This window comes from Flavobacterium sp. AK-301 (assembly GCF_058310215.1).
Window position 1 is genome coordinate 48,433 of the sequence record NZ_JBZEES010000009.1, and the last position, 12,380, is coordinate 60,812.

The window sequence follows — 12,380 nt, forward strand, 5'->3', positions numbered from 1 at the left end:
ACATTTACGATGTTCTGTATATAAAATATATTCTAAATTTAGTTTCCTTTTTTACATTTTACATCTTTATGGATGGTCTAAAAGTCTTCTGTGATAATTTGCCTGTCCCAGATGATAGGCAAGATGGGTGATCCATATTGTTTTTTCATCAGAATTATAGGTTAATTTCTTCCTTTAGCTTTTCCAGATCTCTGGTAAAAAGGTTTTTTAAGATTTGTATCATCCTATTTTAGCTTTAGTTAAGCACTAATAAATTTTAAAAAAGAATTATAGTTGCTGATTATTCGTTGAAAAAGGCTTTGAATTCAGTAGAGATATAAACAATATCTTTTTTTAATAGCACTTTTAATTTTTTGTATAAATAATGCATCTTGGCTTCTTGTAAAGAGCTTTTGTAGATTATTCCTTCTTCTGTTTTATAAGTTGAATACAAAAACTGAAGGTCTATTAACTCATATATAATATTAGGATCTGTTACTTTAAAATATTCATCTTTAGGATTATATTTTATTTGGTTCTTAATTACATAAAATAGAAAATAACCTATAATACATGAAAGAATTACTATTAATAATACTATAATATACATTATTATTTTGTTTTTAAATTATATCTGCATTTAAAACATTTTTAAAATGTTCCAGAGCCCATTTATGCCCTGTAGAATTAAAACTTGCAACGGTGTTTTTATGAACGACTATTTTATACCCCAAATTATATGCATCTACTAGTGTGTGAAGAATGCAGATATCTGTACAGACACCGGATATATGTATTTCGGATATATTTCTTGCTCGTAAGAAAATATCCAGATCAGTGCCTGCAAAAGCACTGTATCTAGTTTTATCCATAAAATGAATAAGTGTATTGTTCTTATTCTGATTGTACCAGTCTGAAATTTTTCCGTAAAGTTCTCTTCCTTTTGTGTTTACAATATTGTGAGGCGGAAACAGTTTTGTTTCAGGATGGAAAGGATCATTTAGTTCGTGTTTGTCAGAAGCAATTATTATCTGCTCTTTTTCAGATCTGAATTTTTCTGCCAGATTAAGAATATCGATTTCGATTAATTGTCCCGGTTTTCCACAGGTCAGTTTCCCGTCAGTAGCAATAAAATCATAAGTATAATCTATAATTATTAAAGCTTTATTTTTCATAGATATTCATTTCAAATGTTATTTATTCTTAGACAAAGTTACTCTTTTTTAATAATTATTTCAAGTATTGTTTTAATCAAAGTTAATTAAAAATTAGATTGACTTGAAAAACACTTATATTGTGTGTTGAAATAAGATTTCTCCGTTTTCTGAGATCATAAAGGGCAATGTTTTAGTGTCCGGCACGAATAATAAATTGGAATTCATAAGTTTGTAAATAATCTGATAATACTGTATTTCTGAGTATAGCATCTAAGATTTTTTTTTTCATTACAAATTGAAATTAAGAATAGGAGTAGATTGTAAAAAATGCTTTAAATTTACCCTAAAATTAAGAATTATGACTAAACTGAATTGGAAAACGGTAAAGGAATACGATGATATTACTTATAAAAAGTTAGACGGTGTTGCAAGGATTGCTTTTAATAGACCAGATGTTCGAAATGCCTTTCGCCCTAAGACCACAAGTGAATTATTTGATGCGTTTTTAGATGCAAGGGAAGATACTTCAATAGGGGTAGTTTTGCTTTCTGCAGAAGGGCCGTCAAGTAAAGATGGTATTTATTCTTTTTGTAGTGGAGGAGATCAGAGAGCTCGCGGACATCAGGGATATGTTGGAGAAGACGGTATGCATCGTCTGAACATTCTGGAAGTACAACGTCTGATCCGTTTTATGTCAAAAGTAGTTATTGCAGTTGTTCCCGGATGGGCTGTTGGTGGAGGACATAGTTTACATGTTGTTTGTGACCTGACATTAGCCAGTAAGGAACATGCTATTTTTAAACAAACTGATGCTGATGTTACTAGTTTTGACGGAGGTTACGGGTCTGCTTATTTAGCAAAAATGGTTGGTCAGAAACGTGCCAGAGAGATCTTTTTCTTAGGAAGAAACTATTCTGCTCAGGAAGCTTTTGATATGGGAATGGTAAATGCAGTAGTTCCACATGCAGAATTAGAAGATACTGCTTTTGAATGGGCGCAGGAAATTCTTCAAAAATCACCTACTTCTATCAAGATGTTGAAATTTGCAATGAATGCTACTGATGATGGGATGGTGGGGCAGCAGGTTTTTGCTGGAGAAGCGACCCGTTTAGCGTATATGACTGATGAAGCTAAGGAAGGAAGAAACGCTTTTTTAGAGAAGAGAAAACCAAATTTTAAAGATATTAAGTGGATACCTTGAGTAAGTCTAAAGCCGAAGGTCCGAAAGTCTTATAGGAGGTTCAAAGGGACAAAGAAAATATGCAATATTGAAAACTATTAATTATCAATTGAAAAGAAACTATTAATTAAAAAATATATGAATAATACAAAAGCGTGGGTTGAAGCTGCCCGTTTACGTACATTGCCCTTATCTGTTTCAGGGATTATATTAGGAAGTTTCTACGCTTTGTCGCAATCCTATTTTAACTGGAAAATAGTTGGGTTTGCTTTATTAACGACTTTAGGGTTACAAATTCTTTCTAATTTTGCAAATGATTATGGAGATGGGGTGAAAGGGACAGATAATGAGAACAGAATAGGTCCCATGAGAGCGGTTCAGAGTGGTGCAATTACTGCTAAAGAAATGAAAAAAGGAATTATTGTAGCTGCTGTTCTGTCCTTTATCAGTGCTTTACTTCTGATCTATTTTTCTTTTGGAACTAAATATTTAGGATATAGTATTTTCTTTATGATACTGGGAGTTTTAGCTATTTTAGCCGCTATTAAATATACAGTAGGGAAAAACGCTTACGGATATAGTGGTTTTGGCGATCTGTTCGTTTTTATCTTTTTTGGTCTGGTAAGTACATTAGGGACTTATTTTCTTTTTGCAAAACATATTGATTATTTATTGATCTATCCTGCAGCAGCTATTGGTTTGCTAAGTGTTGGAGTTTTGAATTTAAATAATATGAGAGATGTTGTTTCTGATGCAAAAGTAGGTAAGAATACTCTGGTAGTGAAATTAGGTAGTACAACAGCAAAAAATTATCATTATTTTTTAATATTGGGAGCTTTATGTCTATTTCTGATTTTTGCTATTTTGTCCAAATTCAGAATTGATCAGTATCTGTTTGTTATTGCTTTTTTCCCTTTACTGAATCACTTGAGAATAGTTTATAATAATAAAGAACCGAGAGCATTAGATCCACAGTTAAAAGTCTTGGCTTTGAGTACTTTTACAGTGACATTTTTATTGTCAATTTGTTTAATCTTTTAAAAATATATTATGAAAATAACATTTTATGGGCATGCAAGTCTGGGTATTGAGGTAGATGATATTAATATTATCGTTGATCCTTATATCAGTGCAAACCCAAAAGCAGCACATATAGATGTAAATACTCTTAAAGCAGATTATATATTAGTAACACATGCTCATAACGATCATACATTTGATGTAGAGCAGATTGCAACCAGAACAGGAGCTGTTATTGTTTCTAATGCAGAAATAGCAGATTATTACAATAAAAGAGGGTATGAAACACATGCTATGAACCATGGAGGTAGTTGGGATTTTGAATTTGGAAGACTTAAATATGTTGTAGCAGTTCACAGTAGTTCTTTCCCTGACGGTTCTTATGGTGGTCAGCCGGGAGGTTTCGTTATCGAAGGAGAGCATAAAAATGTTTATATAGCAGGAGATACTGCTCTGACTATGGATATGAAACAGATTCCTTTACGTACTAAACTGGATCTGGCAATTCTTCCTATTGGTAATAATTTTACAATGGATGTAGAGGATGCTATTATTGCCTCTGATTTTGTTGCCTGTGATAAGATATTAGGATATCACTTTGACACTTTCGGTTATATAGAGATTGATCATGAGGCTTCAAAGCGTAAATTCTTTGATAAAGGAAAAGATTTGATGCTACTGGAAATAGGGAGTTCTATAGAATTATAGTTTACAGTTGATAATGTATAATTTATAGTTTTTTAAGAGGTGAAAAGTGAATTTAACTGCAAAGTTCGCAAAGGGATTTTTCTCACAAAGTTACAGAGTCGCAAAGTTTTTTGGGATATTGTGAACTGAGACTATCAACTATCAATTATATATTATCAACTAATTATGAAAGCATCTTATCATAAATATTTACTTAATTTTAAAAGACCAAGCGGTACTTCCAGAGGGGTGATGACTGAAAAAGAGACTTGGTTCATTCTTCTTGAAAAGGAAGGGAGAAAAGGAATAGGAGAATGTGGTATTCTAAGAGGTTTGAGTATTGATGATCGTTCTGATTATGAAGAAAAATTACAGTGGATCTGTGAAAATATTCATTTAGGAAAAGAAGTGTTATGGAATGTTTTACAAGAGTTTCCTTCTTTACAGTTTGGTATGGAAACAGCTTTTCAGTCTTTGGAAAGTGAAAATCCGTTTTTATTATTTCCTTCTGCTTTTACGCAGGGTAAAAAAACAATTCCGATTAATGGTCTGGTCTGGATGGGAGAGGCGGATTATATGAAGGAGCAGATAGAGGAGAAACTGGCAATTGGCTATAACTGTATCAAATTAAAGATAGGAGCTATTGATTTTGACGCAGAGCTTTCGTTATTGCGTTTCATCAGAGAAAATTTTACTTCTGAACAAATAGAAATAAGAGTAGATGCTAACGGTGCTTTTAAACCAGAAGATGCACTAGATAAGCTGAATTGTTTAGCAGAATTTAAAATTCATAGTATAGAGCAACCTATTGCTAAAAATCAGCGAAAAGAAATGTCTTTATTGTGTAAAAACACACCAATTGATATTGCACTTGATGAAGAACTGATAGGTGTGTTTGGAATCAGGAACAAAGAAGCAGTATTACAAGAGATCCGTCCACAGTATATTATTTTAAAACCGAGCTTGGTAGGAGGTTTTAAAGGAACAAAAGAATGGATTGATCTTGCTGAAAAGCAGGGTGTCGGATGGTGGGTCACTTCCGCTTTGGAAAGTAATATAGGGTTAAATGCGATAGCGCAATGGACCTTTTTACAAAACAGTCCAATGCCTCAGGGACTTGGCACAGGAGGTCTTTATACGAATAATTTTGATGCTCCTTTAGTGGTCAAAAACGGAGCTTTGGGTTATGATACTTCGTTATTCTGGAAAGTAGGATTATCTGATTTTTTAAAATGATATAAAAAATGAATCCTTATAAAAGTTCTGTAAGAGGTATTATTGATATTTTTCTTTCCATTCTTTTGAAGTGATTCCGGATACCTTATTATCCTCATTCATGGTTACTCTTATTTCTTTTGGTATTGCTGTTTTTTCATAAGTAGCTTTAAATCGGTATATTGTACTTTTTTCTCTTTTATCATAGATTGCTTCGATAAAGACCATTCCTTCAAAATCACCATTTCTTTTATGTATGCTTTTACATATTTTAGATAGTTTTTCCGAAGTTATATTATTAATGACTTCTTCTGTCGCTTCTGCTGTTGTGTACCTTTTTAATTGAGAAGTATTACAACTGGCAGGCATTCTCTGACCCAGTTCATAAGCTTTTTTCTTCTGATTAGTATCGACTTCATTTGTTTCAAGTACTGTAAATCTCTTAAAACTTAAAAAACTGTTTTTAGAGTTTGCAGTTGATTTTTTTGATGAACCGGTCTGAATACTTTTACAGGAAAATAACAGACTCAGGCAGGATAATAAAAATATTTTTTTCATTTTATAATAATTGTATTGGTAATAAATACTTTTGATGGGTTATGATGAATAATTATAATTCTATTAAAAATAAATAAAATGTTTGATATATATCTTAGAAATAAAAATAATCTTATTGTAAACTTGAAATATTTTTTTATTTCTAAATTAAGCGCTAACGATACGTTAGTAATTACTAAAGATAAAGATTTTTTTAGGTTTTTTAACCTAGAAATACTATATTTTTTAGCTTGTTTTCTTATAACTGTAAATTGCCAGTATATTAAAAAAGAAAGCAAAACCGATAGTATATAGTAATTGAGGAAGAATATCGTTCAGATTACTTCCTTTCATATAGACTAGTCGCATGACTTCGACAAAATAACGAACGGGATTAAATCGGGTTACAATTTGTGCCCATTCCGGCATACTGCTTATGGGAGTATACAGTCCGCTCAAAAGGAAAAATATGACAAACAGAAATAAACAAACAAACATTGCCTGTTGTTGAGTATCTGAGTGATTTGAAATTAGTAGTCCCATTCCTGAGAATGTTAAAAGATAGAAGAAAGCAAAAAAATACAGGTTTAAGATATTTCCTAAAGGGAATAAACCATATACAATCCATGCAATTCCCATTCCAACTGTAAGGATAAAAAAACCGATTATCCAGAAAGGAATTAGTTTTCCCAGAATAAAAACAGGTTTAGAAATGGGAGTTACATTAATCTGTTCTATTGTTCCGATTTCTTTTTCTTTTACAATATTAAGAGCAGACAGCATTCCTCCAATCAGTGTTAACAACATTACTAAAATACCCGGAACCATATAATGCACATAATCCATTTTAGTGTTATATCTGTAGTAAGGAACAGTATTGATCTTTTTTATACTGTTTATATTCGGGACTGCATTTCCCGTATTCAGTAATTCGCTGTTATAATTCAGCAGTATTTGTTGTAAATAGTTTAGTCCCAGCCCTGCTTTTTGTCCGTTAACAGCATCTATAGAGAGCATTAAAGAAGTATTGTTTCCCTGTTGCAGGTCTTTTTCAAAATAAACAGGGATTTCTATAATTATATCTGCTTTATTGGTTTCGATTGCAGTGATCGCTTTAGAATAAGAATCTGAATAATCTGATAATTGAAAGTATCCGGAGGAAGTGATCTTTTCGATTAGTTTTAAAGAGGAACTGCTACGATCATTATCTACAATACTCAAAGCGATATTTTTCTGTTCAAAAGTAGCTGCCCGCGGAAGTATCAATAACTGTATCACAGGTAATAGAATAATCAGTCTTAGGATCATTTTATTCCTGAATATCTGAAGGAATTCTTTTTGAAGTAAATATGGTAATGTTCTCATAGTCTGAATACTAGTGTTTTCCTGAAAAAGTAGAACTGTTTTATAATCGTTCTCTAAACTGTTTGATACTAATAAAAAGTAATAGGATTGTCATTGCCAGAAGGATCAGGCATTCATTTAGAATGGAATAAAAATCCAGACCTTTAATCATTATATTTTTTATGGCTGTAATATACCATTTAGCAGGGATAATATTTGAGATCATACGCAATATCCAAGGCATATTTTCAATAGGAAAGATTAGTCCGGATAATAACAGGGTGGGAAGCATGAGACCTACACCGGATATCATCATAGCAGTTTGTTGTGTCTGTGTGACAGACGATATTAGCAGACCGAGTGATAAAGCTGAGAATGTAAATAATAAACTTAAAAGCAATACTAAAAAGATATTGCCAATTACTGGTACATCTAATACAAAAACGGACAGGAGAAGGATGCAGACTACATCTGTCATAGCAATAAGTAAATAAGGAATCACTTTTGCCAAGATAATAAATATTGGCTTAATAGGAGAGACCAGCAGAATCTCCATGGTGCCCTGTTCCTTTTCTTTAACGATAGAAATAGAGGTCATCATGGCGCAGATAAGCATTAGTATTAGTCCCATGATACCGGGAACAAAATTATAGGCGCTTTTTAACTGTGGATTATATAGCATTTTGATTTCAGGCTTTATTGTCGGAAGGGTATTTCCATTTGATAACTTCTGCTGATACAATATGATAATTTGTTCTGCATAAGACCGTATTGTTGAGGCTTCATTTGGATCTGAGGCATCTATGAGTATCTGTACATCCGCAGTATTCAGTTTGTTCAGGTTGGTGTCAAAATCAGAAGGAATAATTAAGATCAATTTTACTTTTCCCTGCTGAAACAGCTTTTCAGTTTGATTGGAGGAAGAGATACTGGTTATCAGACTAAATCGGCTATTTTTACTTATCTTTTCGATCAGTTGTGCAGAGGTAACTGTCTTAGACTGATCCAGTACAGCAAAGGGAGTGTTATTGATTTCAGTAGTAATGGCAAACCCAAAAATAAGGAGTTGTGCTATAGGCATTGCCAGTAACATAAGCATTGTTCGTGTATCCCGAAAAATATGCAGGAACTCTTTTTTTACAAAACTTTTAAATTGGTTCATAGGTTTTGAGTATTCTATTTTCAAATTATTACATTACTTTACGGGCTAATGCCTGAAAAACATCATCTATAGTATCTGCCTGAAATTTTTTCTTTAAATGAAAAGGAGTATCAAGTTCTTTGATTTTGCCATCTACCATTATAGATACTCGATTACAATATTCAGCTTCATCCATATAATGTGTCGTCACAAAAACAGTAATATCTTTTTCTGCTGCCTGGTAAATCATTTCCCAGAATTTTCGTCTGGTAATAGGGTCTACTCCGCCGGTAGGTTCATCCAGAAATACGATTTTTGGAGTATGGAAAATTGAAACGGTAAAGGATACTTTCTGTTTTATACCAAGAGGTAGTGAGCTTATCAAAGTGTTTTTTTCAGAGACCAGCTCCAATTCCTGTAAAGATTCTTCTGTTTTTAACTGAATCTCTTTTTTATTCATTCCGTATATTCCGCCAAAGAGTCTCATGTTCTCCTTTATGGTAAGATCTTCATAGAGCGAAAACCGCTGACTCATATAACCGATATTTTGTTTGATCTTATCCGTTTGTTTATAAATATTAAACCCTGCGACAGAAGCTTCTCCTGAAGTAGGGGAGAGCAGACCGCATAACATGCGCATTGCGGTTGTTTTTCCTGCTCCGTTAGCTCCCAGAAAGCCAAAAATCTCTCCTTTTGATACTTCAAAAGAGATAGCGTTTACAGCTGTAAAATCACCAAAGGTTTTTGTCAGATTATGGATTTGTATGATCTTTTCCATTATTTACTCATTAATTGTATAAAACAATCTTCTATACCCGGCTCAATTATTTTTGTTTCTAAATCTTTATATTCTTCTGCCAGCTCTGTTTTTAGTAAAGTGATTGCAGTATCTTCATTTAATGTGACATGGAGATATTCCCCGAAAATATAACAGGAATGTACTGCCGAATTTGTTCTTAAATGGTTTAATAACAGATAGTTTTTAGAACAGCGAAAGGAGTATATGGTCTTTTTATATTCCTTTACGATAGTAGCAGGAGTATTAACAGAAAGTATTTCACCGGATTGTATCAGTGCGATACGGTCACATAATTTTGCTTCATCCATATAAGGCGTTGATACCAGAATTGTGATTCCTTGTTGTTTTAGTCTTTTGAGCATTTCCCAAAATTCTTTTCGGGATACGGGGTCTACTCCGGTAGTGGGTTCGTCCAGGAATAATACTCTCGGTTTATGGATCAGTGCGCAGCATAAAGCTAGTTTCTGTTTCATTCCTCCGGATAATTTTCCTGCTTTACGTTCTTTAAACGGTTTGATCTGGTCATAAATATCTTTGATCAGATCATAGTTTTCCTCAACAGAGGTATGAAACAGCTGAGCGAAAAAATCAAGATTTTCCTGTACTGACAGATCTTGGTATAAAGAAAATTTCCCCGGCATATATCCTATGATATTGCGAATTTCTCTAAAATTCTTTACAATATCGAAGCCTTCAACAGATACGGTTCCTTCATCAGGCAGAAGTAGAGTGGTCATGATCCTGAACAGACTGGTTTTTCCTGAGCCGTCAGGACCAATTATACCAAATATCTCTCCCTTGTTAATGGTCAGAGAAATTCCGTTTAGAGCCTTAATAAAAGTTTCTTCTTTATAATTTTTAGTAATGTTATTGATTAAAATTGACGTCTCCATACATTCCTATTTTGATTAATCCGTCTGTATTTTCGACAGCTATTTTAACAGCATATACCAGATTTTGTCTTTCATCCTCTGTCTGAATAGTTTTTGGCGTAAATTCTGCTTTATCTGAGATCCAGGTAATTTGTCCTGGATAACTTCTTGCTTCTCCTTTAGAAGGAGTGATAAAAACAGTCCCTTTTTGTCCTGTTCTGATATTATCCAGCTGTCCTGAAACAATATATACCCGAAGGAACAAATGTTTAGTATCAGCTATTTTATATAAAGGCTTGCCCTGAATGATGAATTCGCCGGCTTCGGCATATTTACCTAAAACTGTTCCGTTGATTGGGTTGATGATTTGGCATTTTTTTAGCAGATCATCTGTTTGAGCGACTTGTATCTGATAAGCATCACTTTCTTCATTTAGACTGTTTACAGAAGTAGAAAGAGTATTGATCTGTGCATTCAGGGTTTGCTCTAATACTTTTAACTGAGAGTCGATATCATCCAGTTGTTTCTGTGTAGCAGCATTTGCTTTTAAAAGATTAGCGATCCTGTTTTTTTCAAATCGGGCTTTTTTAATCTGTTCTTTTGTAGCAGCTATTTGTACGGTAATATCCGGTCGGCGGACATTTACGGACTGTTTTGTTTTTAACAACTGTAATTTTTTCAGATATAGCTGGATACTATCAATAGAGCCGACTTTTTGGTTTTTTATCAGGACCATTCCTTCCGTAATATCCAATGTTTCCAGCTTTCCTGATGTTTCACCGGAAACAATGATTTCGGTTGCTTCAAACATACCGGAAGCATCATAATTTGTTTTATTCTGTTTACAGGAGGTTACTATTATGGAGCAGGTTAAAATAAGTAGATTACGAATCATAAGTGATAGTTTTTAATTTCCCTGAATATTTTTATAGTTATAGATACTTAACAGTAATTGTATCTCATGTATTATTTTAGTCTGTAATGCCTGATTTTCCATATTAATATCTCTGATAAGATCATTAATAGTATATATTCCGTTTTTATATTTATTTTCAGAAGCGGTTTTAATTCGGTTTCGAAGAGTAATGATTTCAGTATCTTTTTGGATTAGTTCATTTATTTTTTGAATTTCCTCATTAGACTGAATCAATTGAAGATTAGTATTGAACAGAAAAGTTTCTTCCTGATTCTGAATTTGGTCTTTTTTATTTTTAATCAGTTTTATTTCTGTTTTTTTGGTGTACAGATTTCCAAAGTTCCAGTGTAGTCGGATACCGGCAAGATAATAAGTGTCAAAATCATTAGATAGCATATTTAGCCCGGGGTTTCCGTATCCTCCTTGTGCAAAAAGGGAGAATTGTGGATTGTTCTTACCCGAAATATAACTTTCCTGTGTATCAAATAAATTTCTTTGCTCCTTGAATAAGGATAGTTCGGGACGATTGATCGAAGGTATCAGATTTATTAATGGTTGTATCGGTTTTTTAAACTGGGTGTTTTCTGTAATTGTTTCATTGATAAAAACAGAAAGCATTTTCTTATAAGCCCGAAGCGCTGATGTCAGTTCTGTTTTTCTCTGTTCAGTATTTAGGATTTCTACCTGAACAATATCTATATCAGACTGCATTACAGTACCGTTAGTAAAGAGGGCAGAAGCTGTTGTATAACTATTTTGGAGATCATCCTCTAAATATTCCAGTTGTTTTAACTGTTCTTTGATACTGAGAATACTAAAATAAAGCTGATTGATCTGTTCTTTTATAGTATAAAACTGTACCTCTGTATTCTGTATTTCCACTTTATTCTCTGCTTCTGTTATTTTCTTTTTAGAAGCAATATTTCCGCCGTCCCAGATCCTTTGTGTCAGGTCTATGGTAGCTTTATACTGATCTTTATTGATTTCAGGAATACTGATTCCCGGTAGATGTATTGGAAACTGAATTACGTCAGACTGATAGCTGATCTGAGCATTGACGGCGATTTGTGGTAAATAACCTTTATTCAGACTGGACAAATTATATTGGCCGGATTGTTTCAGCAGATCATATTGTCGAATTAACGGATAATTGTCTGCGGCTTTTTTTTGACAGTCCTCAATAGTTAAAAATATTTTACTTTGTGAGAAAGCAGAAACACTACTGAAAATAAAGCACAGAACCGGATATAATATTTTTCTTTGCATGATCTTCTCAGTTAATTTTTAAAATGGTTTTAATCCATAACGGAATTAAGATTCTTCGCTCTTCTATAAAAGTTTCAAAACTGAAATTAGCTGAATCAGAGATGATTTTTAATACAGAATCCAGCAATAAATGGAAAAACAGAAAGTGAAATAATATTTATTAATATATGAAGAGGGTTTATGGTTGGTAATCAAAAATAATTAAATAATATGATTAAATCAAATAATTAAATCATTTGATTTAATTAAAATAATTATATATTAAAC

13 protein-coding genes are annotated in these 12,380 nt (G+C 32.9%); 4 read left to right on the top strand and 9 right to left on the bottom strand.

The genetic code is table 11. The annotated features are described in order from the left end of the window. Positions 1–280 precede the first annotated feature (280 nt). Entirely contained in the window at positions 281–589 is a 309-nt protein-coding gene (locus tag AC4FQX_RS11875) for a hypothetical protein (protein WP_491167921.1), read from the bottom strand. A 13-nt stretch (positions 590–602) separates the two neighbouring features. Continuing rightward, positions 603–1,154: a cysteine hydrolase family protein gene (locus AC4FQX_RS11880; protein WP_491167922.1), complete on the bottom strand. Its 552-nt coding sequence runs from the start codon at positions 1,152–1,154 to the stop codon at positions 603–605. A gap of 340 nt (positions 1,155–1,494) precedes the next feature. On the opposite strand from AC4FQX_RS11880, the gene AC4FQX_RS11885 reads away from it, so the two are divergent. The 4 genes from AC4FQX_RS11885 to AC4FQX_RS11900 all read left to right on the top strand — a co-directional run bounded on the left by AC4FQX_RS11885 (position 1,495) and on the right by AC4FQX_RS11900 (position 5,259). Continuing rightward, positions 1,495–2,337 (top strand): 1,4-dihydroxy-2-naphthoyl-CoA synthase, encoded by an 843-nt coding sequence (locus AC4FQX_RS11885; RefSeq protein ID WP_491167923.1) that lies wholly within the window; start codon positions 1,495–1,497, stop codon positions 2,335–2,337. A 117-nt stretch (positions 2,338–2,454) separates the two neighbouring features. Next, positions 2,455–3,357: a 1,4-dihydroxy-2-naphthoate polyprenyltransferase gene (locus tag AC4FQX_RS11890; protein WP_491167924.1), complete on the top strand. Its 903-nt coding sequence runs from the start codon at positions 2,455–2,457 to the stop codon at positions 3,355–3,357. A 9-nt stretch (positions 3,358–3,366) separates the two neighbouring features. Beyond that, the gene (locus AC4FQX_RS11895; RefSeq protein ID WP_491167925.1) at positions 3,367–4,044 is read left to right on the top strand and encodes a metal-dependent hydrolase; all 678 of its coding nucleotides are present in this window, start codon (positions 3,367–3,369) and stop codon (positions 4,042–4,044) included. 165 nt (positions 4,045–4,209) lie between these two features. Continuing rightward, positions 4,210–5,259 carry an o-succinylbenzoate synthase gene (locus AC4FQX_RS11900; protein ID WP_491167926.1) on the top strand — a complete coding sequence of 350 codons (1,050 nt, stop codon included), beginning with the start codon at positions 4,210–4,212 and terminating at the stop codon, positions 5,257–5,259. Between the two features lie 39 nt (positions 5,260–5,298). On the opposite strand, the gene AC4FQX_RS11905 is transcribed toward AC4FQX_RS11900, so the two are convergent. The 7 genes from AC4FQX_RS11905 to AC4FQX_RS11935 form a co-directional block, all read right to left on the bottom strand. After that, positions 5,299–5,796 (bottom strand): hypothetical protein, encoded by a 498-nt coding sequence (locus tag AC4FQX_RS11905; RefSeq protein ID WP_491167927.1) that lies wholly within the window; start codon positions 5,794–5,796, stop codon positions 5,299–5,301. A 225-nt stretch (positions 5,797–6,021) separates the two neighbouring features. Beyond that, complete coding sequence (locus AC4FQX_RS11910) at positions 6,022–7,140, bottom strand: ABC transporter permease (protein WP_491167928.1); 1,119 nt, start codon at positions 7,138–7,140, stop codon at positions 6,022–6,024. A gap of 40 nt (positions 7,141–7,180) precedes the next feature. After that, positions 7,181–8,281: an ABC transporter permease gene (locus AC4FQX_RS11915; protein WP_491167929.1), complete on the bottom strand. Its 1,101-nt coding sequence runs from the start codon at positions 8,279–8,281 to the stop codon at positions 7,181–7,183. Between the two features lie 28 nt (positions 8,282–8,309). After that, positions 8,310–9,038, bottom strand: a complete 729-nt coding sequence (locus AC4FQX_RS11920) for an ABC transporter ATP-binding protein (protein ID WP_491167930.1) — start codon at positions 9,036–9,038, stop codon at positions 8,310–8,312. Continuing rightward, positions 9,038–9,952, bottom strand: a complete 915-nt coding sequence (locus AC4FQX_RS11925; protein ID WP_491167931.1) for an ABC transporter ATP-binding protein — start codon at positions 9,950–9,952, stop codon at positions 9,038–9,040. The genes AC4FQX_RS11920 and AC4FQX_RS11925 overlap by 1 nt, the downstream gene beginning before the upstream one ends. Next, on the bottom strand, positions 9,927–10,826 hold the full coding sequence (locus AC4FQX_RS11930; protein WP_491167932.1) for an HlyD family secretion protein: 900 nt from the start codon (positions 10,824–10,826) through the stop codon (positions 9,927–9,929). The genes AC4FQX_RS11925 and AC4FQX_RS11930 overlap by 26 nt, the downstream gene beginning before the upstream one ends. Positions 10,827–10,838: 12 nt before the next feature. Next, complete coding sequence (locus AC4FQX_RS11935) at positions 10,839–12,113, bottom strand: TolC family protein (protein WP_491167933.1); 1,275 nt, start codon at positions 12,111–12,113, stop codon at positions 10,839–10,841. Positions 12,114–12,380 lie beyond the last annotated feature (267 nt).

What these genes read in the sequence shown, in the direction of transcription:
- AC4FQX_RS11875 (WP_491167921.1), bottom strand. Translation starts at nt 589, where the DNA reads ATGTATATTATAGTATTATTAATAGTAATTCTTTCATGTATTATAGGT.
- AC4FQX_RS11880 (WP_491167922.1), bottom strand. Translation starts at nt 1,154, where the DNA reads ATGAAAAATAAAGCTTTAATAATTATAGATTATACTTATGATTTTATT.
- AC4FQX_RS11885 (WP_491167923.1), top strand. Translation starts at nt 1,495, where the DNA reads ATGACTAAACTGAATTGGAAAACGGTAAAGGAATACGATGATATTACT.
- AC4FQX_RS11890 (WP_491167924.1), top strand. Translation starts at nt 2,455, where the DNA reads ATGAATAATACAAAAGCGTGGGTTGAAGCTGCCCGTTTACGTACATTG.
- AC4FQX_RS11895 (WP_491167925.1), top strand. Translation starts at nt 3,367, where the DNA reads ATGAAAATAACATTTTATGGGCATGCAAGTCTGGGTATTGAGGTAGAT.
- AC4FQX_RS11900 (WP_491167926.1), top strand. Translation starts at nt 4,210, where the DNA reads ATGAAAGCATCTTATCATAAATATTTACTTAATTTTAAAAGACCAAGC.
- AC4FQX_RS11905 (WP_491167927.1), bottom strand. Translation starts at nt 5,796, where the DNA reads ATGAAAAAAATATTTTTATTATCCTGCCTGAGTCTGTTATTTTCCTGT.
- AC4FQX_RS11910 (WP_491167928.1), bottom strand. Translation starts at nt 7,140, where the DNA reads ATGAGAACATTACCATATTTACTTCAAAAAGAATTCCTTCAGATATTC.
- AC4FQX_RS11915 (WP_491167929.1), bottom strand. Translation starts at nt 8,281, where the DNA reads ATGAACCAATTTAAAAGTTTTGTAAAAAAAGAGTTCCTGCATATTTTT.
- AC4FQX_RS11920 (WP_491167930.1), bottom strand. Translation starts at nt 9,038, where the DNA reads ATGGAAAAGATCATACAAATCCATAATCTGACAAAAACCTTTGGTGAT.
- AC4FQX_RS11925 (WP_491167931.1), bottom strand. Translation starts at nt 9,952, where the DNA reads ATGGAGACGTCAATTTTAATCAATAACATTACTAAAAATTATAAAGAA.
- AC4FQX_RS11930 (WP_491167932.1), bottom strand. Translation starts at nt 10,826, where the DNA reads ATGATTCGTAATCTACTTATTTTAACCTGCTCCATAATAGTAACCTCC.
- AC4FQX_RS11935 (WP_491167933.1), bottom strand. Translation starts at nt 12,113, where the DNA reads ATGCAAAGAAAAATATTATATCCGGTTCTGTGCTTTATTTTCAGTAGT.